Annotated in this window: 19 protein-coding genes and 1 pseudogene; 4 read left to right on the top strand and 16 right to left on the bottom strand. The window is 58.2% G+C overall.

The genetic code is table 11. The annotated features are described in order from the left end of the window. Positions 1–3 precede the first annotated feature (3 nt). Positions 4–303, top strand: a complete 300-nt coding sequence (locus AC0V6U_RS12845) for a hypothetical protein (protein ID WP_472643555.1) — start codon at positions 4–6, stop codon at positions 301–303. A 107-nt stretch (positions 304–410) separates the two neighbouring features. On the opposite strand, the gene AC0V6U_RS12840 is transcribed toward AC0V6U_RS12845, so the two are convergent. Further along, positions 411–1,430: a serine hydrolase gene (locus AC0V6U_RS12840; protein ID WP_472643554.1), complete on the bottom strand. Its 1,020-nt coding sequence runs from the start codon at positions 1,428–1,430 to the stop codon at positions 411–413. 270 nt (positions 1,431–1,700) lie between these two features. Here AC0V6U_RS12840 and AC0V6U_RS12835 point away from each other — a divergent pair, with 270 nt between their 5' ends. Then, positions 1,701–3,974, top strand: coding sequence for a DUF305 domain-containing protein (locus AC0V6U_RS12835; protein ID WP_472643553.1), 2,274 nt, complete (start codon positions 1,701–1,703; stop codon positions 3,972–3,974). Positions 3,975–4,065: 91 nt separating this feature from the next. On the opposite strand, the gene AC0V6U_RS12830 is transcribed toward AC0V6U_RS12835, so the two are convergent. The 15 genes and pseudogenes from AC0V6U_RS12830 to AC0V6U_RS12760 form a co-directional block, all read right to left on the bottom strand. Then, entirely contained in the window at positions 4,066–5,901 is a 1,836-nt protein-coding gene (locus AC0V6U_RS12830; protein WP_472643552.1) for a DUF885 domain-containing protein, read from the bottom strand. Positions 5,902–6,053: 152 nt separating this feature from the next. Next, positions 6,054–7,709 carry a chaperonin GroEL gene (gene groL, locus AC0V6U_RS12825; RefSeq protein WP_472643551.1) on the bottom strand — a complete coding sequence of 552 codons (1,656 nt, stop codon included), beginning with the start codon at positions 7,707–7,709 and terminating at the stop codon, positions 6,054–6,056. A gap of 54 nt (positions 7,710–7,763) precedes the next feature. Next, entirely contained in the window at positions 7,764–8,051 is a 288-nt protein-coding gene (groES, locus tag AC0V6U_RS12820; protein WP_472643550.1) for a co-chaperone GroES, read from the bottom strand. Between the two features lie 139 nt (positions 8,052–8,190). Further along, a complete protein-coding gene (locus AC0V6U_RS12815; RefSeq protein ID WP_472643549.1) occupies positions 8,191–9,582 on the bottom strand; it encodes an MATE family efflux transporter in 1,392 nt (463 codons plus the stop codon). A gap of 151 nt (positions 9,583–9,733) precedes the next feature. After that, positions 9,734–10,144 carry a hypothetical protein gene (locus AC0V6U_RS12810; RefSeq protein WP_472643548.1) on the bottom strand — a complete coding sequence of 137 codons (411 nt, stop codon included), beginning with the start codon at positions 10,142–10,144 and terminating at the stop codon, positions 9,734–9,736. 10 nt (positions 10,145–10,154) lie between these two features. Next, positions 10,155–10,751: a DNA/RNA non-specific endonuclease gene (locus tag AC0V6U_RS12805; RefSeq protein ID WP_486169489.1), complete on the bottom strand. Its 597-nt coding sequence runs from the start codon at positions 10,749–10,751 to the stop codon at positions 10,155–10,157. Continuing rightward, a complete protein-coding gene (locus tag AC0V6U_RS12800) occupies positions 10,729–11,403 on the bottom strand; it encodes a hypothetical protein (RefSeq protein ID WP_472643546.1) in 675 nt (224 codons plus the stop codon). Before AC0V6U_RS12800 ends, AC0V6U_RS12805 begins: the two co-directional genes overlap by 23 nt. Before the next feature lie 99 nt (positions 11,404–11,502). Next, complete coding sequence (locus AC0V6U_RS12795) at positions 11,503–11,922, bottom strand: helix-turn-helix transcriptional regulator (protein ID WP_472643545.1); 420 nt, start codon at positions 11,920–11,922, stop codon at positions 11,503–11,505. Next, complete coding sequence (gene sctT, locus AC0V6U_RS12790; protein ID WP_472643544.1) at positions 11,919–12,740, bottom strand: type III secretion system export apparatus subunit SctT; 822 nt, start codon at positions 12,738–12,740, stop codon at positions 11,919–11,921. Before sctT ends, AC0V6U_RS12795 begins: the two co-directional genes overlap by 4 nt. Continuing rightward, the gene (sctS, locus tag AC0V6U_RS12785; RefSeq protein WP_472640431.1) at positions 12,737–12,997 is read right to left on the bottom strand and encodes a type III secretion system export apparatus subunit SctS; all 261 of its coding nucleotides are present in this window, start codon (positions 12,995–12,997) and stop codon (positions 12,737–12,739) included. Before sctS ends, sctT begins: the two co-directional genes overlap by 4 nt. Positions 12,998–13,015: 18 nt before the next feature. Further along, the gene (sctR, locus tag AC0V6U_RS12780) at positions 13,016–13,717 is read right to left on the bottom strand and encodes a type III secretion system export apparatus subunit SctR (RefSeq protein ID WP_472643543.1); all 702 of its coding nucleotides are present in this window, start codon (positions 13,715–13,717) and stop codon (positions 13,016–13,018) included. Next, positions 13,714–14,697 (bottom strand): FliM/FliN family flagellar motor switch protein, encoded by a 984-nt coding sequence (locus AC0V6U_RS12775; RefSeq protein WP_472643542.1) that lies wholly within the window; start codon positions 14,695–14,697, stop codon positions 13,714–13,716. Before AC0V6U_RS12775 ends, sctR begins: the two co-directional genes overlap by 4 nt. Then, positions 14,694–15,089, bottom strand: coding sequence for a flagellar biosynthetic protein FliO (gene fliO, locus AC0V6U_RS12770; RefSeq protein WP_472643541.1), 396 nt, complete (start codon positions 15,087–15,089; stop codon positions 14,694–14,696). Before fliO ends, AC0V6U_RS12775 begins: the two co-directional genes overlap by 4 nt. Beyond that, the gene (locus tag AC0V6U_RS12765) at positions 15,086–16,048 is read right to left on the bottom strand and encodes an EscU/YscU/HrcU family type III secretion system export apparatus switch protein (RefSeq protein ID WP_472643540.1); all 963 of its coding nucleotides are present in this window, start codon (positions 16,046–16,048) and stop codon (positions 15,086–15,088) included. The genes fliO and AC0V6U_RS12765 overlap by 4 nt, the downstream gene beginning before the upstream one ends. Positions 16,049–16,082: 34 nt before the next feature. Continuing rightward, positions 16,083–16,274 (bottom strand): annotated as a pseudogene (locus AC0V6U_RS12760) (EscU/YscU/HrcU family type III secretion system export apparatus switch protein); the annotation flags it as partial. A 706-nt stretch (positions 16,275–16,980) separates the two neighbouring features. Here AC0V6U_RS12760 and AC0V6U_RS12755 point away from each other — a divergent pair. Further along, entirely contained in the window at positions 16,981–17,763 is a 783-nt protein-coding gene (locus tag AC0V6U_RS12755) for a lytic transglycosylase domain-containing protein (RefSeq protein ID WP_472643539.1), read from the top strand. Then, complete coding sequence (locus tag AC0V6U_RS12750) at positions 17,763–19,742, top strand: FHIPEP family type III secretion protein (protein WP_472643538.1); 1,980 nt, start codon at positions 17,763–17,765, stop codon at positions 19,740–19,742. Before AC0V6U_RS12755 ends, AC0V6U_RS12750 begins: the two co-directional genes overlap by 1 nt. The last annotated feature ends 20 nt before the right edge of the window (positions 19,743–19,762 follow it).

The raw sequence follows: 19,762 nt of genomic DNA, 5'->3' as shown, positions 1-19,762 counted from the left end.
CCTATGCGTAAAATGATTCTTGCTGCCGCTGTTGCTGGCTCGGCTCTTGGCCTTGCTGCATGCTCTGAAACCGCTGAACAAGCTGGTGAAACCGTTGACGCGATGGCCGCTGACGCAACTTCTGTTGTTGAAGAAGGCGCGGACGCTGTTGAAGGCGCTGCTGATGCGACTGCCGAAGCTGCTGAAGGTGCTGTTGAAGCAACCGGCGAAGCTGCCGAAGGCGCTGCTGCTGAAGTAACTGAAGCTGCTGAAGGCGCTGCCGAAGCTGCTGAAGAAGCAATGACCGGCGAAGCTGCTGAGTAATTCAGCCTTTTAGCTTTAGCTAATCAGATTGAGGGCGGTGCCATATTGGTGCCGCCCTTTTTCTATGCGCCGCGTTTTCTAATGGCGAAGCGCTTTGGGTTCTTGGCTCAGCCGCCGCTGTGCGGCGCGTTTGTCCAATTTGGCTGATTGCGTGCCTTTGCTCCAAAGCCGTCATAGAGCGCGCGCGCAATTGCAGCGATCCGGCGTTCCCGGGCCAATCGCGACCCTTGCCCCGTGACATAGATAGCGACCGCAATCGCCCGGCCATCGGGTGCCTCGATAATTCCAACATCGCTGGATGTGTTGTTGAGCGAGCCAGTCTTGTGGCTGACGCGCGCCTCCGCTGGCATATTAGCCACAATGCGGCGTTTGCCCGTGCGAGTGCGGCTCATTGCGCCCAGCAGCACGCGGCGGCTTTGCGCGGACAAGAAGTCACCGCGATAGAGACCCTGGAGCAATTGGATCATTGCCTTTGGCGTCGCGGAATCCCGCGGGTCAATCCAAGCGGCGGGGTCATATTCCCCATCATCGCGGACCAAGGTCGCGATATCGCGGTCAATGCTGAAGTTCTCAATGCCCTGGCGGCGCACCCAGTCGTTGACTCGCTCTGGCCCGCCAACTGCGGCAAGCAAAGCATCGGTTGCTGGGTTGCTGGAACGCGTGATCATGATCTCGATGAGATCGATCGCCTGCATGTAATTGCCTTTGCGCACCGGCGCAGCGGCGCTTGAGTACTTTGCCGAACGGATCGGAATGAGCAGCGGAAACTCGCTTGTGAGCGAATAGCGTCCTTGCTCCACCATCTCGAGATAGGCACCAGCGACCGCAATCTTGCTGGTCGATGCCATCGGGAACAGCTGGTCTCCCAGAACATAAAGCTGGTCACCTGTCGCCAGATCAACCGCTGCGACGCCAATACGCCCTTTGTCGCCATCCGCCAGCTCAGCAATCCGTTGCTCAAAGCCAGAGGCATAGACGGCCTCAAAACTCTGCGGGTCGCGAACATCCGTGCCCAATGCATTGTCAAAGCTGGCAAGCAGCTCATTGCCTTGCGCAGATGCTGGACTGGAGATCAGGAGGGTGGCCGCTAAGCCTGCGAAAAGTGGTGCGAGACGACGTTTGAACATGAAGCGAATGTACTCAACTAGGGTTATCGGAGGCTTAACAATGAGCGATTCGCCGCGGCAAGCATTAGTTTCATCGCTCGCGATGAACGGTGTGTCGCAAGCGACCGGATTCGCTGGACACCAGCGCAGCCCGTGCAGGTTATCAATCCATGGACTAATCAAGCGTTACAGCTTGTCGCATTTGAGCTTTGGCCGCGCGCTAATTGATCTTGACTGTAGCGAGCGCCCCGGCAGGGTGATCGTCAAGCTTTGGAACAGGGTAAATTTCTAATGATTCGGACAAAACAGATCGTCAAAACCTCAAGCTTCGCGATTACTGGGCTTTTGCTCGGAACTTCCAGCCTCGCACTCGCGCAAAACGCTCCGATTGTGCAGCCTGGCGCACCTGGCCAAGAAGGCCGCGTGCTGAGCGCTGACGAAGCAACTCAGATTGCCGCGACCACGCATTCCCCAGCCGATGTTGCCTTCATGCAGGGCATGATTGTGCACCATCAACAGGCGGTTGATATGGCGGTCTTGGTAAAAGACCGGACGAACCGCGAAGAAGTGGTGGCACTCGCCGGCCGGATAGAAGCCAGCCAAGCCGATGAAATTGAATTCATGGAAGGCTGGCTGACAGATCGCGGCGAGGCAACTCAAATGCCGGGTCATGCAGGCCATGCGGCGCACATGCACCATATGATGGCTGGCATGGCCAGTCCGGAACAAATGGCTGCCCTGGCGGCGGCTTCTGGCGTGGAATTTGATCGCCTGTTCCTCACTCTTATGATTGCTCATCACGAAGGCGCAATCGATATGGTCGAAGAATTGCTCGGCCAGCCGGGTAGTGCGGCTGATCCGGTGTTGTTCAAATTCGCGGGCGACGTGGACGCCGACCAGACCAGCGAAATTGATAAGATGAACACTGTTTTGGCGAGTCTCTCCGCTGACCCGCGCGCTACATTGAAAGCGGGCTTTGCCGATGCCGGCGAAGCAATCCTCAACCTGCGCAAAGTTGCCAGCCTGTCCAAACCCGCTGGCTTCTTCGATCCGGCTAACCCGGCCGATTTGCGTCCAGCGATCCCCGATGAGGAAGAGGACAAAGCAGACGAAGCAGTGGACGCAGACGAGCCCGCAGAAGACGCTGAGCCTGCTGAGGACACGCCGCTTCGCGACGAGGAAGAAGACCTCACGAAGTTTGCTGAGCGCTCACCTCTGCTCGATTTTGCCAACACGGATATGGCCTTCTTCGACGATATCATGGTCGCTGGCAGCTACCATGGTTTCAACATCTACAAGCTGAGCGAGGATGGCGCGCCCAATCTGATGAGCTCGGTCGTCTGTCCAGGCGGCCAAGGGGACGTCTCGGTTGTCGGCGACATCCTAGTGATGAGCGTCGAGCAAACTCGTGGCCGCGTCGATTGCGGTCTACAGGGCGTTACTGAAGATGTGAGTGAAGACCGTTTTCGCGGCCTTCGCATTTTTGACATTTCAGACCTGACCCGTCCGCGCCAAGTCGGCGGCGTGCAGACCTGCCGGGGCAGCCACACACACTCCATCGTCAGCGCCGATGATACAAAGATCATCGTCTACAATTCCGGCACGTCCAGCATTCGGGAAGAAGACGAGCTGGCAGGCTGTGTTGGCGATATCGCGGGTGATACGCGAACGGCATTGTTCAGCATCGACGTGATCGAAATCCCGCTGGCCGATCCATCTCAGTCGCGTATCGTCAAATCACCGCGCGTCTTTGCTGATCCAGAAACCGGAAGCATTGCGGGCCTTTGGACTGGCGGTGACAGCGGCGAGGGCACGCAGGACACTCGCCCAACCGACGAATGCCACGATATCACGGTCTTCCCGAGTAAGAATATCGCGGCGGGTGCGTGTTCAGGCAATGGCATCTTGTTCGACATTTCCGACCCGATGAACCCGGTGCGGATCGATGCCGTGTTCGACAAAGGCTTTGCCTATTGGCACTCCGCAACGTTCAACAATGATGGCACGAAAGTGATCTTCACCGATGAATGGGGCGGCGGCGGCCGTGCACGTTGCCGCGCATCTGATCCGATGACGTGGGGCGCGAATGCGATCTACGATATCGCCGAGGGCAAGCTAGAATTCCGCAGCCATTACAAAATGCCTGCACCCCAGGGCGACAAGGAAAACTGCGTTGCGCACAATGGCTCTATCGTGCCGGTGCCAGGCCGCGATCTGTTCGTGCAATCCTGGTATCAAGGCGGGATCAGCGTGATGGATTTCACCGACAGCTCAAACCCAGTTGAGATCGCCTATTTCGATCGCGGTCCGATTGACGCAGAGCAATTGGTCGTCGGCGGTTACTGGTCGTCTTATTGGTACAATGGCCGCATTTACGGGACCGAGATCACCCGCGGTATCGATGTGTTCGCACTTGAGCCAAGCGAGTTCCTAACCGCTGAGGAAATCGCCGCAGCAGAAGCCGCAAGCTATGCCAACACCCGGTTCAACCCGCAGACCCAGACCGAAGTCACTTGGGACGCGGATGTGATTGAAGCCGCAGCGAACAGCCGTAGGGGCGGCTAACGCTCAGCATCACCAGACATCTGGCGCGAGCAAAACAAAGGGCGGGGCGGCAATTGAGCCATCCCGCCCTTCCTTTTCTAACGCAGTGGTCTCAGCCCTCTTTTGACTGCGCGATCCACTGATCAACCCGTTTTTCCAGGATGCTGAGTGGGACCGAGCCGCCGCCCAGAACCGTATCGTGGAAGCCGCGAATATCGAAGCTCTCGCCCAGTTCTTCCTCGGCTTTGGCGCGGAGTTCCTGGATGCGGATCATGCCGATTTTATATGCGGTCGCCTGGCCCGGCATAACGATGTAGCGGCGCACTTCGGAGCGCACCGTTGTCTCTGGCATGGGCGAGTTTTCCAGGAAGTAATCGATCGCCTGCTGTTCGCTCCAGCCCTTGGAATGGATGCCCGTGTCGACGACCAGCCGGATCGCCCGCCACATCTCAGTCGTCAGCCTGCCGAAGTCAGAATAGGGGTCTTCATAGGCGCCCATTTCCTTCGCCAGCAGCTCTGAATAGAGCGCCCAGCCTTCGCCGAACGCTGGGATATAGCCGCCTTGTGCGCGGAATTTTGGAATGCCAGTCAGCTCCTGCGCAATGGAACCTTGCATGTGGTGACCGGGATTGCCCTCATGATAGGCGATCACCTCCAGCGGCGGGATGGGCATGGCGCGCATATCGGAAAGGTGCGCATAATAGACGCCGGGCCGCGAACCATCGGGCGTACCAACGCGGTAGTGCTGCGCCGCGCCATCTTGCTCGCGGAAAGGCTCCACCCGTTTTACGACCAGGTCCGCCTTGGGCAGAGTGCCAAAGAACTCAGGCAATTTCGTTTTGATGAAGGCGAGATGTTCCTCGGCCTGATCAATATATTGCTGCGCGCCCGCATCGGTGTTGGGATAATAGAACTGGTCGTCTTCGCGCATGAAGGCAAAGAAGGCCTGCAGATCGCCATCAAACTCGACCTGGTCCTTGATCGCCTCCATCTCGGTGCGAATGCGGGTGACCTCGGCGAGCCCTGTCTCATGGATTTCATCCGCCGTCAGCTCGGTGGTGGTCATCAGCCCCAAGCGGTAATCGTAGAAATCTGCACCGTCTGACAATGCGCCAACGCCTTGTGCTTGCTCATCGGCATTGGGACGATCTTCGGTGAACCAATCGATTACGCGCTGATACGCGGGCGCCATCTGGTCGGTGAGGGCCGTGCGGGCTTCCTCGCGCAATTCACCGGCACGCTCTTCAGTAATTGTGCCCGCTTCAACCAGACCGGCAAGCCGCTCTTCACTCGCCGCCCACAGCGCCGATGGTTCGCCATCATCGAACGGTGCGCCGCTAATGAGTTTGCCCGATTCTGCGATGACTGCGTCATAGGAAAAGCGAGGAGGGCGGGTGCCAGCCTCTGCATTGGCTTGTGCGCGCTCTAGCAATTGATCCATCGCCGTGCCGATCCCACCCAGCCGCGCGATGAATGCGGTCATGTCGCTTTCATCTTCGACCTTATGCTGGCCGATAACAAAGCTGGGCAGCGAGGTGTGCGTGCCGTTCATTTGGTGAAGGATGTATTCTTGGCTGTTGAACTCAGCCGCTGCTTCGGCCTGCTCCTTGCGAAATTGCCACATGTCCCATGACAGCTTGGCCTCGTCGGACAGCTCATCATAGTCGAAGTTAGCTTCCATTTCGGCGGTCGCAGCTTGCCACCATTCGATCTGAGCGGCCTGCGCCGCGAGGCTAAGGTCGTCGATTTTGTCATAATCCGTTTTGCGGCCAAGCGCGGTCTGCCGGATGGGGCTGAATTTCAGCTCCTCTTCAAACTTCTCGTCAAACCAAGTGTTGATGCATTCGGTTTGCGTGGTGGCGCATTCGATGGTTGGGACGGGAGCGCTCATCATGTCGCATCCGGTCACAGCAACAGAGGCTAGAAGCAGGGCAGCGTATTTTTTCATCGCGAGACAGTCCGTCGTTATTTGAGTTACGCATTATCCATGCGTTAACCCTGAGCGAATGGAAAGGCGTGATTTGCGATTGTAACAACGAAAAAGCCCCGGCGGATCGCTCCACCGGGGCTTTTTTGTAAGCTTTAGAAGGGGATGAGGGCTTAGAAGCCGCCCATGCCTCCCATACCGCCCATGCCGCCCATATCAGGCATTGCAGGGGCGCCAGCGCCTTCTTTTTCCGGAGCGTCGGTGATCGCTGCTTCGGTGGTGATCAGCAGGCCAGCAACCGAAGCTGCGTCTTGCAATGCGGTGCGAACAACCTTGGTTGGGTCGATCACGCCAGCTTCGACGAGGTTCTCATAGGTGTCGGTTGCAGCGTTGAAACCTTGGGTCTCATCGCCTTCACGTAGCAGGTTGCCAGAAACAACCGCACCATCATGGCCAGCGTTTGCAGCAATCTGACGAACCGGTGCCAGGATCGCGCGGCGAACAATGTCGATACCGCGGGTCTGGTCGTCGTTTTCACCCTTGAGGCCTTCGAGAACCTTCGAGGCGTACAGCAGCGCAGTACCGCCGCCAGGGACGATGCCTTCTTCAACAGCTGCGCGGGTCGCGTGGAGCGCGTCATCAACGCGGTCCTTGCGTTCTTTCACTTCGACTTCCGAAGCGCCGCCAACCTTGATCACAGCAACACCGCCAGCGAGTTTCGCCAGACGCTCTTGCAGCTTTTCGCGGTCATAATCGCTGGTCGTGGCTTCCATCTGAGCCTTGATCTCACCGACGCGGGCCTTGATATCTTCTTCAGCGCCAGCGCCGTCGACGATCGTGGTGTTGTCCTTGTCGATGGTGACGCGCTTGGCTTCACCCAGCATGCCCAGCGTAACGTTCTCGAGCTTGATGCCGAGATCTTCGCTGACCATTTCGCCCTTGGTAAGGATCGAGATGTCTTGCAGCATTGCCTTGCGGCGATCACCAAAGCCAGGAGCTTTAACCGCAGCAACCTTGAGGCCGCCGCGCAGCTTGTTGACCACGAGGGTCGCGAGCGCTTCGCCTTCGATGTCTTCAGCGATGATCAGCAGCGGACGGCCGCTTTGAACAGCCGCTTCGAGCACTGGCAGCATAGCTTGCAGGTTCGACAATTTGGCTTCGTGGATCAGGATGTACGGGTTTTCGAGTTCGACCGTCATCTTGTCCGGGTTGGTGATGAAGTACGGCGACAGATAGCCGCGGTCGAACTGCATGCCTTCAACCACATCGAGCTCGAATTCGAGACCCTTGGCTTCTTCAACCGTTATGACGCCTTCTTTGCCGACCTTTTCCATGGCTTCGGCAATTTTCTCGCCGACTTCCTTGTCGCCATTGGCGGAGATCACGCCAACTTGGGCAACTTCAGATGAGCCAGCGACTTCTTTGGACCGGCCCACGAGATCTTCGACGATCTTTGAAGTGGCGGTGTCAATGCCGCGCTTCAGATCCATCGGGTTCATGCCGGCTGCAACTGCGGTCATGCCTTCACGGATGATGGCCTGGCCCAGAACGGTTGCAGTGGTGGTGCCGTCACCGGCGAGGTCGTTGGTCTTCGACGCAACTTCCTTGAGCATTTGCGCGCCCATGTTTTCAAACTTGTCAGCAAGTTCGATTTCCTTGGCGACGGTTACGCCGTCCTTGGTGATGCGCGGTGCGCCAAAGCTTTTGTCGATGACAACGTTGCGACCCTTCGGGCCGAGCGTCACTTTTACGGCGTTGGCGAGCGTGTCTACGCCCTTGAGGATGCCTTCACGGGCATCGCGGCCGAACTTTACGTCCTTAGCAGCCATGATTGATTCTCCTGAAAAATTGGATTGATTGAAAAGCTATTGGGATCGCTCGGCTCAGCCGATCACGCCCATGATGTCGCTTTCCTTCATGATCAGCAGGTCTTCACCGTCGATCTTGACTTCGGTGCCGGACCATTTGCCGAACAGAACGCGGTCGCCAGCTTTGACGTCGAGCGCGATACGCGCACCGCTGTCATCGCGTGCCCCTTCACCAACGGAGACGACTTCGCCTTCGCTTGGCTTTTCTTGCGCGCTATCAGGGATGATGATGCCGCCAGCGGTTTTCTGGTCGGCTTCGATGCGGCGCACGACAACGCGGTCGTGCAGCGGACGAAATGCCATAATGATGACCTTTCTTCTTAGGTTGATAAATAGATTGGCACTCTCCGCTTGAGAGTGCCAGCGAGGGGCAAATGGGGATGGGGGGATGCGGAGTCAACAGCGCGCCATGCACTTTTTTGCATGCGGCAATCCGGATGGATCAAAGCGGGCGCGCGGTTAGACCCAATCGTTCCCGCAGCATCCACCGCCACGTCAGAAGAACGGCTGCACAGGCGAGGCCGACGGCGAGGCCAATCCACACGCCTACACCCTGCAATGGCGTGAAGAAGCCCAGCCCCAATGCCAGCCCAAAACCGGGCACCCAATAGCTGAAGATGGCGATCCACATTGGCACGCGCGTATCTTGCACGCCGCGCAAAGCGCCTGCCGCGACAGCCTGCACTCCGTCGACCAGCTGGAAAGCTGCGGCTAGCACGAGAAACTGCAATGCGAAGCCAACCAAGGCCGCATTCTTTGGATCAGCGGTATCGACAAAGATCAGCAGCAAGTATTCCGGAACCAGAACCATCGCTGTTGCGGTGAGAGCCATGAAGCCGGTGCCAATGGCAAGCGCGACCCATCCGGCCAGTCTAATGCCTTCGATCTCTCGCGCGCCATAGTGATAGCCGACGCGGATGGTCGCCGCTTGGCCAACTCCGAACGGCACTTGAAACGCCAAGGCCGCAATATTCAGCGCGACGATATGCCCGGCGAGCTCTGCCGCGCCAATGCGTCCCATAAGGAAGGCCGCTGCGCTAAATACGCCAGCCTCCGCAGTTACGGTCAGGGCAATCGGAGTGCCGAGGCGAATGATAATACCAAGCCGTTTCCAATCGGGCCGCCAGAAGCGATAGAATATGTGATAGCGGGCCAGCGCTGGGTTGATCAAAATGATCGCCACATAGGCGCCCAAGGTCACAAGTGCCGTGATGATTGTCGCCACCGCAGCTCCCGTCAAGCCGAGTTCTGGCGCACCGAAATTGCCAAAGATGAAGGCGTAGTTCGCCAGCGCGTTCACCGGAATGCCAAGCGCGGTAATGGCGGTGGCAACAACCGGGCGCCCCAATGCGGAGACATAATTGCGCAAAGCAGCCGACAACAGCATTGGGATCAGGGAGAAGATAATCACCTGATTGTATTCATTCGCAAGGCCGATGATCGCGGGCTCTTGCCCAGTCAGGCGCATCGCCGGGTCGAGCAGCAGGGCAAATCCCATACCGCCAATGCCAGCGATGACGGCGAGCCATAGCGCCATTCTGGTTGCGCGGCGCACCGGCCTGAACGAGGTGGAGCGCGATCCAATCGCCTCCGCAATCAGAGGAGCAACAGCACCAACCAATGATGCGAGGGTCCATACAACAAGGCCGAACAGACCAGCGGCCAGACCCGATGCAGCGAGCGGCTCTTCACCCAGCCGAGCGATGAAAATGACATCGACGATATAGATCGCAGCCTGCAACAAATTGGCGAGCGCAAGCGGCGCGGCAAGCAGGGTTGTCGCGCGCAGTTCCTTGCCCCATGTGGGCGATTTATGAGTTGCAATCTCGCTCATACAGCTAAGCCCGGATAGGCCTGCGGCGGCTCTGTTCAAAGGCGGTTTTTGATCATCGCTGCCCTACGGCATCACATGCGCTAAATGCGCCACACCTCAAGCGTGCATTGTTGCCGTGGTTTTGGCCCAAGGGGGCGGGCGCGAAGACAGCCTAACCTGCAGCCTTTTCCCGCTGATAATGCTCAAGGTAGTTATCGAGATAGCCTTCGCCCTCGGCATCCCAAACACCTTCGAGGCGTTTTGCCTTATCCTTGAAGTCGAACCGATATTTACCGGGATGCTCAATCCGAAGAACAAATCCGGCAATGTCCTCGCCAGCGTCCTGTTTGCGCTGAAGGAACAATTGCGTGCAGGCCTCGCGGGCCGTTCGATCGAGGTAAAATTGATCCTGCGTCAAAGCGCCATCGGATCCGCGGATCAGCACAACTCCAACATAGTCAGAATCGAACCCGTCGGAGACTTGCTGAATTTCATAGTCCAGTATTGCCGCCTGCCAGTCTACGGCAGGAAAACTGCCCGCTACGGCTCTCACGACTTCGATTTGAGCTTGAGTGAAATCCATGTCGTCCGACTTACTTATTGATGAAGGGCTCGCCGTTGTTCGCAGTTCTCCACTGCCCGTCATTGACCCTGTATTGAGCACCAAAGCTATCAGGACGGGTCGTAACGTTTGTTGGATCATAGTTTGCCGTTATCCTGACTTCAACGGTGTTTCCAGGTTGCGCCGCTATATCAGCAACGCGGTTTTCGAACCGTTTGAAGGCGCCCTGGTTGAGGTTGGCGACGCCATCGCCGATGGGTTTGCCATTGCCAGCAACTACGTTCAGTCGGTTGGTCTGCCCGCCAAAACGATCGGCAATCATGTGAAAGCCAACATCTGTTGAGCGGCCTTCGCGTCCAATATCCGCCTGCAATGTTGGATCGTTGCGCCCAGCAGGAGTGAGGTCAATCTGACCCTCCGCCATGGAAACGCGCCCATTTGCATCGGTGGTGTAGCTGTAATTGCCATATTCATAGCGGGTGTTGGGGGCCGCATTATTGGCGGCGCGGTTGAAATCGGCCGCATTGTCGAACTGCCGCACCGGAATGTTATCGGCGGCCCTTGCGCCCGCACCGAAGAACTCATCAAGCTGAGATTTCATGCGTTCAAGAGATTCGCGAGCGCCCATGCGGCAGGCTGTCAATCGCGCCCTTAGGAATGCGGTTCACAAGGCCCTGAATCTCTTTCAGCGGAGCTTCCATCGTTGCCCGAAGAGCAGGATTGCGAGCCGCCATGGAAACTGCATCAGCAACGGTCTGCGCCCATTTGCCGATCTTGCCAGCTTTCGCCGCATCGCCGAGATACGGGATGATCCCGACCGCTGAGAGTGTGCCGTTCAGCAGGTGTCCGCCGACATCGCCCCAATTGCCATTCCACGCTGAGCCGATTGAGCGGCCGAGTGAAATGATAGCATTGCTACCATCGGCAAACGGAGTGGGTTCAACGATGCCCACCAGATCTAAGGTAAGCTGCGTCAGGTCTGCAACAACAGTCGCGGTGGAGGGACCTGGATCGTTGGCAGCCACGGGCGTCTGCGCCGTTCCTGAGCGCATAAACTCGCCCTGTTCGCGCGGAGACATCTGCGCCAGGACGACTTGCTCCATTGCATTGGCTTGCGCTGGAAAGGCAGATTGAAGTGCTGCCAGATCGCTGCGCAGTCCAGCAGCGTTGAGAACAGGATCGCGGTTTTGATTGACCAAGCTTGCCGCGACGCTGAGAGGGCTCGCGTTGTTCTGAGACTGCGATTGCAACGCCGTTTGGCTGCGACTCACTTCGGCCATTAGATCTCTCCAACCACTACGCCGTGCAGCATATGTTGGCGCGCGGTTGGGCGGTATCTGCAGATCGTATAGATCGGCGCAGTTCGCTGTATCTCGGCGCTAGTCGAGCGGGTGGAACAGCAAGCCTGCGAGCGCGACCAGCCCGCGCATCCCATCAAGCTCCAGTTTGCGCACCGCGCTATTGAGGTGCGTGCGGGCGGTGCCCTCGCTTATCGCCAGCAGGGTCGCAATATCGGCGTTGGAACGACCCCAACCCGCAAACCTGAGGGCAGCGGCTTCCGTCCGGGTGAGCTGCTGCAGTGGATCAACCAGAGACAGCGGCACCCGCGCTCCATCGACTAGAAACTCGCCCACGGTGACCTCACGCTTGCGCGATGGATCACGCTTGGCGGCGCTGCGCATTTCTTCAATCAGCGCGAGCAATTCGGAATCGACCTCTGAGCCGCTTCTTGGGTTGCCTTGCGAGCTGGCGCGAGTGGCAAGGCCCTCGGCTGATGGATGGTTGGGGCGCTGAGTCACTGCGGCGTTCCTGTGCGGTCAAGCATGCCTTGTGCAACGGCATCGCGCGACATCAGATCGTTCGCGACCAGATTGCCGAGCAAGGGCAAGATCAGGACTAGCACAAAGATCGCAGCGGTGGCTTTGATCGATAGCGACAGCATGAACACGTTGAAGTTCTGCGCAAAGCGATTGAGCAATCCCATACCAAGGTCGATCATAAACAAGACCATAAGCGCAGGGGTAGCGAGAATGAAGGCAATCATAAAGTACCGACCGAACTCTCCCTCGAACAGGATGACCGACGACATGTCGAGTTCGACGCCGCCTGGCCCCATTGGCCAAAGAGCATAGCTCATCATCAGGGTTCCAATGAGCAGCGTCAGGCCGCCGGCGGTTACGAAGGTTACTTGTGCAAACCTGCCCAGCAGGGTGGCGGAAAGTGACTGAGTGTTCCCGGAAATCGGATCGACGATCTGCGCGATGGTTGCGCCCGTCTTGCTGTCGATAATCTCGCCTGCCGAGGCCATTGCCCAGAGGAATGTCGCGTAGAATAGGCCGATTACAACGCCTGCTGCCGCTTCGCGTCCGAACAACGCCAGCCATTGTGCTGCGGTCAAGGTGCTGGGCGAGAAGGAGACGGGCAGTGATAGAGCGACCAAGCCAAAGGCGATGATCAGGGAATTGCGCACCAGCGGCGGGATCAGTTGCGGCGAAAACAAAGGCAGCATGATGAAGGCCATGGCAAACCGAGCAGATGCGGCACCGACCAGCAGCGCTTGCTCAGTCCAAGGGGCGGCTGAAATCAGCGATTGGCCAAGTGCGCCCCCAACGCTCATCCAACCAGCCCGTTGAGATTGCTAAAAATCTTGTCGCTAAAGGCGAACAGGCTGCCAACCATCAGGCTGGCAGTAATGAACAGGGTCAGCACGATCGCGAAGAATTTGAGGGTGAATTGCAGCGTCTGCTCTTGGATCTGCGTCGCTGCTTGCACCACAGCCACCATCAGGCCGACCACCGACGCGGCGATAATCGGCGGAGCTGAAAGCAGCAGGACTAGCCACAATGCCTCAAGCGTGATGTCGGTCAGGTTCATGGCCGATGCCTCGCCTTGCTACATCGCATAGGACAGCACCAGTCCATGACTGAGCTTCGCCCAGCCATCGATCACGACGAACAGCAATATCTTGAACGGCAAGGAGATCGTGACCGGACTGAGCATCATCATGTTGAGCGCGAGCAAGATATTCGAGATCACCAGATCGATGATCAGGAAGGGTAGGAATATCAGAAACCCGATCTGAAAGGCTGTTGTTAGCTCGCGCACCGCGAACGCCGGGACGATGATGACAAAGTCGCTGTCGCTAATCTCTGCGGCGCGTTCTGGGCCGCTAATCCGCCGCTGTGTCGCCAGAAAGAAGGCCCGGTCTTCCGCATCCGTATTGGCGAGCAGGAATTTGCGCAGGGGTTCTTTCGCTTTGTCGGCGGTCGATATGATCTCTTGAGTGTCGCCAAGTTGGGACGGGCTGGCTGGACTGTCGCCCGGCATGGTGGCCTCGGTTTCGGCCCCCATTCCGGCGGCAGCCGACATGTCCTGAAGCGTCGGGTACATGACATAGACGGATAGGATGAGCGCCAATCCATTGAGAACGATGTTGGGCGGGGTTTGCTGCAGCCCAAGCGCGCTGCGCACGATGGCCAGGACAACCACGATTTTGGTGAAGCTGGTGACCATCACAGCTAGGAACGGAGCCAGCGCGATCAGCAATACTGTGATCAGCGCGGAGCCGGGGGTGAATGTCCCGAGTTCCATCATTTCGTCTCTTCCGCCATCTCGCCTGGATCGCTCGTTGGCTCGCCGGGCGATGCTTCTTCAGCGGCGGGCGTGGCTGTATCGGCGCGTTGATCGCCTGGCTGGTTTGCGGCTGGTGAAGGGCTCTCGACCAGAACGGCAAAACGGTCACCCACGCGTACAATCTCGCCTTTGCCGACCGGCAATCCGCCAACACTGATAGTGACCTGCAGGCCCTCCGTCACCGGGCCGAGGTCAATCGATCCGGCATCTGCAAGGGCAGCCAGACCCTCTTGCGAAAGGACCGCATCGGGCAATTGCAGAGCCACTGGCACGGTCATTTGACTGGAGTCTGATGGGTTACTCATCGGAGCTGCCTCAAAGTTCTTGGAATTGTTTGTAAACGCGCTGATCAGCCGCCCTGTTTGCGGATCGAATGCAACGCCGCCGCCGACTGGGCTGGCCGCGTTTTCGATGACGGGCCAAGGCGATCCAGATAGTAGCAGCAGGTCGCCCCCTCCCAATGCTTCAGCCTCATCCAGAGTGAGCCGCGTCGCCGCGAGAGATAGCGGCACCGGCACCGGAGTGGCTGCGGGACAGGGTATGGGCGGCGGTGCAAGCGGCGCGATCTCGCCCAAATTCTCGCCAGCGCGAGTGAGGCGAACGCAGGCAAGATCATGGCCGAGCTCGCCATGATTGTTGAACTCAGCAGCGAGGCCGGTTGCCTGCTCAATCTCATCGAGCGACGAATTGTGCAAAGCCAAGGCGTTCACCAATGCGTCAGCCGCCGCGCCCAGCGGCGCGCGCTTCTCTGGCGGCGGGCGAAAGGCAAGGCCATCCGCTTTGTACCAGTCCGCCTGTTTAGATTGAGCTGGCACGACCGATGTCGCCATACCCCGGCGGGCTAGTAATCGGGCCGCATGATGCGCCCACGCACATTGATCGGCGTCCAAGCTTGGCAGGCTGCTGGCCACGCCCTCGGGACTTTCTCGATGAGCGCTCATATCTGCCCCTCATCAGACATACGCAGGCGAAAACGCGGCCGCTCTTTTGCGGCATCGCTCGGCGTCTGATCGGCATCGTAGTCCGCAGCGGCCGTGGCCGTTTCGGCTGAACCAGGAGCGGGCCATTCTCTCAGCCGAGAGATTGAATGCGCGGTCACTCCCAGCAGCATCTCCTCGCCCTCAATTTCAATCAGAACCAGGCGTTCGCGCGGTCCAATTGGCAGGGCCCGGATAAAGCGCAAATTGCGCGTGTCTTGCTGGCCGCCCAGCTTCCCGAAGCTCCCGTCCTGAAAGCGCCGCATGAGGTATAGCCCGCCCCATGCGAGAGCGATGACGAAGGCTAGAGACAAGATGATTGCGAGCAGGGACGAAAGCACCGTTCCGATGGTCATGACGGTTCTAACTCCATTGGTTCTGTATCATTTGGTTCGCTGGGCGGCGCGCGGCCGTGGTCGAGCTCACATTCCATTGGAGCCTTTCCGGCCCGGGCACGCTTCGCCCACAAGATCACCTCGGCGATGGCATCGAACAATTCCTCTGGAACCATCTCGCCAACCTCGCCGCGCGCCCACAGTTTGCGCGCCGTTGGGATGTGGCGGATGATTGGGACTTCTGCGTCGATCGCTGCCTCCCGCATGGCCTGCGCAATCTCACCATCGCCGCGTGCCAAAATCACGGGGACAGGTGCGCGGTCTGGATCATAGTCGAGCGCGATGGCGAGGTGCGTTGGATTGACGAGCAGCGCGGATGCGTCATGCGTCGCTGAGATAGCGCCTGATTGCGCCCATTCCTGGCCCAGCTGCCGCCGGTGATCCTTCACATGAGGATCGCCTTCGTCTTGCTTCACCTCTTGTTTGATGTCGCGTCGGCTCATCATCATCTTCTTGAGGAAGCGCTGCTTGGTCCACACATTGTCGATGAGGGCGATCCCTACGAACAACCCGCCGATCCAAGCAAGAATCTCAAGCGTTATGCTGTAGGTCAGGGCCGCATCACGCGATCCTGCCTGTGCGCCAAGCCCGTCACGCCAAACGGCCTCTGAGGCGGGCAGCAGCATGGAGCCCATTTTCTCAATATGCCCATAAGCGACCAGCCAAATGACGGCGAGAACGGCGAGCACTTTCGCCAGCGTTTTGACCAGCTGAACCAATCCGTCCTTACCGAACAACCGCTTCAGTCCTTTGATCGGATTGATGTTCTCAAATTTCGGTTCAAGCCGCTTAGGCGCGAACAGGCCGCGAGTTTGGAAGGCTTCTGACAAACCACCGAGCGCGGACAGGGGGATGAGTATCACGGCGCTCAGCATCAGCAGCAGCAAGGCTCCCTCTCCGGCGAGGCCATCGAATGCCAAGTTGAAATCGCCGCCTAGCCGCCTGGGTCACAACCCGGTCACCAAAATCGGCAATGCTGCGCGCGATCCACGTGCCCGCCACCATCAATAATAGGATTGCCCCAAAAGTGCCAAGCATGGACGTAATGTCTTGAGCCTTGGCGATGTCGCCTTTTTCGCGCGCATCTCTTAGCTTTTTGGGAGTCGGCAGCTCTGTCTTGTCGCCGCCTTTATCTTCATCCGCCATTTGGCCTGCCACTCACCTCATAAGACGCCTGTCAGAAACGGGCTTTTGATGCGTACGCAGAGGCGATTTTTCACCCTGCGCGACTCCGGATGGCAGGCCCGGAAATCACGTTATTTGCACCCTTGTTAGTAAAGTCAACGGGCTTTGAAGTCGTTACCAGTGAAACTTGTGGCGACTCGAGTCGGTTGCAGTAATCGCTTCACAAATGTGTCACAGACGAATTGCTCCAATTTTACGGTGAACTGAAAACGCGAAAAGCACTCGATTCGTCGCACAACGCACGCAATTCCGGGCAATTGAGCAAGTTTTCCCAAGGTTTACGTGGGCCCTTCAAACTTACCAAATATCCTTTACCATCATGGTTGCTGGCTTGGTGGGGCCAAAGGCAGGATTCCCGACCCGTTGGCAATTAGCTAGGTTACTTGATTGGTTTAGAACTGAGTTCTGAACAGGAGGTCGCGTGTCAAGTAAAACACAAAACAATTGTGTCTTAATTCTTCATGGCATGAAGTTTTATGGTGCGAAGCTTACTTTAATCGGTGCTGGTTTAACTGTACTCTGTGGTGCGGGGGTCGCTGCGAAAGAGCGAGATCCGGAGCCAATCGAAAATCCAGGTGAATGCCAGGTCGATGCGCCCATTCGTGTAGCCAGCGTTGATTCGCTTAGACATTTCGAGGGTTTGTTGGGCCATTGCGCCGAAACCACCGTGATCGAGTCGCCAGCTTTCAAGGCCAACCGCCCGCGCGCAAACGTTCGCAGCACGACGATCTCTGAAGAGACCGAGCCAATGCTCCGCGGCCCCGGTTACAATGACGAGGCCACTGACGATCCCAGGTTCATTTTGGCGGCCAAGGCGGACGCAAAGGGCCGAGATAAAACATCCGAAAAAGCGAGCACAAAACCAAGCTTGGAGGCGGAGACCTTCAAACTCGGTGATGGCTCCATTGTCGCAATCATTCCTCCTGAAAGCGCACGCGGCCCGATCGAGCTTGATGGCTTGGGCGGACAAGGGCTGATTGGTGATCAGGATGTCGAGGCGGTGCTGGCGCTCAGCCCACAAAGCTATGGAACGCGTTTCGACGCGATCATCGAGCAAGCGGCGCGGGTCCACCGGGTCGATCCTCTGCTTCTCCACGCGGTTATCAAACAAGAATCCCGTTACCGCGACCGCGCAGTCAGCCACGCTGGCGCCAGAGGTCTGATGCAGGTGATGCCGGGCACGGGCCGCGATCTGGGGGTAAGAGATCCTCAGCATCTGTTTGACCCCACGACCAACATCAATGCGGGCGCCAAGCTGCTCAGCCGCTTGTGGCAGACGTTTGATGGGGATCTGGAGCTCGTGCTCGCCGCCTACAATGCCGGTGAAGGCGCCGTTCGCAAGCACGGCATGAAGATCCCGCCTTATCGTGAAACTCAAGATTATGTTGCCAAGGTGAAGGCCAATTACGTCTCACTCGCGGGCGAGAACGGGATTGCGGTGAACTTCTGATGGCGCTCAGCGCGAAGCTTAAGCATGCCGCATCGGCAGTGCCAACAGCCCAGCTGATTGTTATCGGCGGCTTGGTCGCAATCTTCGCAATGCTCATTTTGCCAATACCTCCAGTGATGCTGGATGTGTTCATCGCCTTCAATCTCACCGCAGCCGCATTGTTGCTCATCGCGGTGATTGGCGCCCGCCATCCGCTGGAATTCTCCACCTTCCCATCGATCCTGCTGTTCACCACGGTCGCGCGGCTGGCGATCAGTATCGCAACGACGCGGATGATCCTGACCGAAATGGACGGCGGCCAAATCATTACCGAATTTGGTGAAACGGCCGCTGGCGGCAATATCATCGTTGGTCTCGTCGTCTTCCTGATCATCACAGTGGTTCAGTTCATTGTGATTTCCAAAGGTTCAGAGCGGGTCGCCGAGGTGTGCGCGCGCTTCAGCCTCGACGCGATGCCGGGTAAGCAGCTTTCCATCGACAGTGATCTGCGGTCCGGAATGCTGACCAAGGACGAAGCGCGCAAAAAACGCAGCGAGCTGGAGCAGGAAAGCCGGCTCTACGGCAGCCTCGATGGAGCGATGAAGTTCGTGAAAGGCGATGCGATTGCGACGATCGTGATTGTGGTCATCAATCTCATTGGCGGCATCGCGGTTGGGATGCTCACCTTTGGCCTCTCACTGGGAGAGGCTGCGGCAACCTTTTCGATCCTGACGGTTGGCGACGGGCTGGTCGCGCAAATTCCTGCATTTCTGTGTGCGCTCGCCGCTGGATTGTTGGTGACGCGCAGCAATGATCCAAGCACTAAGCCTGATCTGGCTCCAGCGATCTTCTCTGAGATCGGCGCGCGCCCTGGCACATTGGTTGCCGCGGGCGCGATTGCTTTGGCGCTTGGTTTGATACCGGGTTTCCCATGGGCTGTGTTCTGCGCGCTAGGGCTGACGCTGATGTTGGTGGGCGCTTGGCGCGATCCCGTTGTTGGCGGCAAGATGCGGGAATTCGCGGCGCGCGGGCAAAGCGATGATGCTCCCGCTGCAGAAGAAATCATCCTGAAAGCGCGCCCTGCTCCGCAGGTTGAGCCGCTGGTCCTGTCGCTCCAGTGGGGCGCGATGAATGCCAGCAAGATGGCGCTGCTAACCAGTGAGCTTGAGGCGGCCAAAGACGATCTGCAAATGGTGTCCGGCGTTGCTCTTCCGGCGCTGCGGGTCCAGCGCATGCCGGACCATGAGCCAGAGGGAAGCTGGGAGCTGCTGGCCTATGACGCTCCGCTTGGCGCGGCGCGCGAAAAGCCGGAGCTAGTTCAGGAGCGAGTGCCCGCGTTTATGCGCGAGCTGCTGCGCCGCAATCTAACCCTGTTCCTTGGCCTGCAGGAGGTCACTGATCAGCTCGATGTGCTGGGCGAGAGCCACCCAGAAGTGGTGAAAGAAGCAGTTCGCGCCGTGCCGATCCAGACTATCGTCGAAGTCCTGCGGATATTGGCCGATGAGCAGGTATCGCTGCGCAATATGCGCGATTGCATCGCAGCGATCAGCGAGGCCGGTCAGACCGAGCGCGAGGCGCATATGATCGCTGCGCGGGTTCGTATTGCCTTGCGGCGCAATATTGTCGCGCCGCTATGCGAGGACGGGCGCCTCAAGGTCATGATGATCGGCCCGCGTGCAGAAGATGCGATCCGGGCAACATTGACCAGCATTGATGGTCAGCCGCGCCTGGCCGTTGACCCCTTGCGCATGCGTGAGCTCGTTAAGCTGATTGGGCAGGAAGTGGAGACTGGCGGCGCCCGCGCCATCCTGACCGCGCAAGACCTGCGCAGGCCACTCCGCCTTGTGTGCGCGGCCGATCTTTTTGACGTGCCAGTTTTGAGTTTCAACGAATTAAACCCCGCCGTTCCGCTTGATGTGGTGCGGCAACTCGACATCGCTCCGGATTTGGTTGCTCACGCAGCCGAGCCGGACGAAATTTATGCGGAGGCTGCGGAGTGAACCCCCTTAACACCCGTTCG

This window comes from Erythrobacter sp. W36 (genome assembly GCF_057364935.1).
This window is presented reverse-complemented; position numbering and strand designations above follow the sequence as displayed.

Bases quoted from the DNA above. Each gene is read 5' to 3' on its own strand.
- AC0V6U_RS12830 (WP_472643552.1), bottom strand. From the start codon at position 5,901: ATGAAAAAATACGCTGCCCTGCTTCTAGCCTCTGTTGCTGTGACCGGA.
- fliO (WP_472643541.1), bottom strand. From the start codon at position 15,089: ATGACCATCGGAACGGTGCTTTCGTCCCTGCTCGCAATCATCTTGTCT.
- AC0V6U_RS12810 (WP_472643548.1), bottom strand. From the start codon at position 10,144: ATGGATTTCACTCAAGCTCAAATCGAAGTCGTGAGAGCCGTAGCGGGC.
- groL (WP_472643551.1), bottom strand. From the start codon at position 7,709: ATGGCTGCTAAGGACGTAAAGTTCGGCCGCGATGCCCGTGAAGGCATC.
- sctR (WP_472643543.1), bottom strand. From the start codon at position 13,717: ATGATGGAACTCGGGACATTCACCCCCGGCTCCGCGCTGATCACAGTA.
- sctS (WP_472640431.1), bottom strand. From the start codon at position 12,997: ATGAACCTGACCGACATCACGCTTGAGGCATTGTGGCTAGTCCTGCTG.
- AC0V6U_RS12805 (WP_486169489.1), bottom strand. From the start codon at position 10,751: ATGGGCGCTCGCGAATCTCTTGAACGCATGAAATCTCAGCTTGATGAG.
- AC0V6U_RS12815 (WP_472643549.1), bottom strand. From the start codon at position 9,582: ATGAGCGAGATTGCAACTCATAAATCGCCCACATGGGGCAAGGAACTG.
- sctT (WP_472643544.1), bottom strand. From the start codon at position 12,740: ATGAGCGTTGGGGGCGCACTTGGCCAATCGCTGATTTCAGCCGCCCCT.
- groES (WP_472643550.1), bottom strand. From the start codon at position 8,051: ATGGCATTTCGTCCGCTGCACGACCGCGTTGTCGTGCGCCGCATCGAA.
- AC0V6U_RS12840 (WP_472643554.1), bottom strand. From the start codon at position 1,430: ATGTTCAAACGTCGTCTCGCACCACTTTTCGCAGGCTTAGCGGCCACC.
- AC0V6U_RS12835 (WP_472643553.1), top strand. From the start codon at position 1,701: ATGATTCGGACAAAACAGATCGTCAAAACCTCAAGCTTCGCGATTACT.
- AC0V6U_RS12845 (WP_472643555.1), top strand. From the start codon at position 4: ATGCGTAAAATGATTCTTGCTGCCGCTGTTGCTGGCTCGGCTCTTGGC.
- AC0V6U_RS12775 (WP_472643542.1), bottom strand. From the start codon at position 14,697: ATGAGCGCTCATCGAGAAAGTCCCGAGGGCGTGGCCAGCAGCCTGCCA.
- AC0V6U_RS12750 (WP_472643538.1), top strand. From the start codon at position 17,763: ATGGCGCTCAGCGCGAAGCTTAAGCATGCCGCATCGGCAGTGCCAACA.
- AC0V6U_RS12800 (WP_472643546.1), bottom strand. From the start codon at position 11,403: ATGGCCGAAGTGAGTCGCAGCCAAACGGCGTTGCAATCGCAGTCTCAG.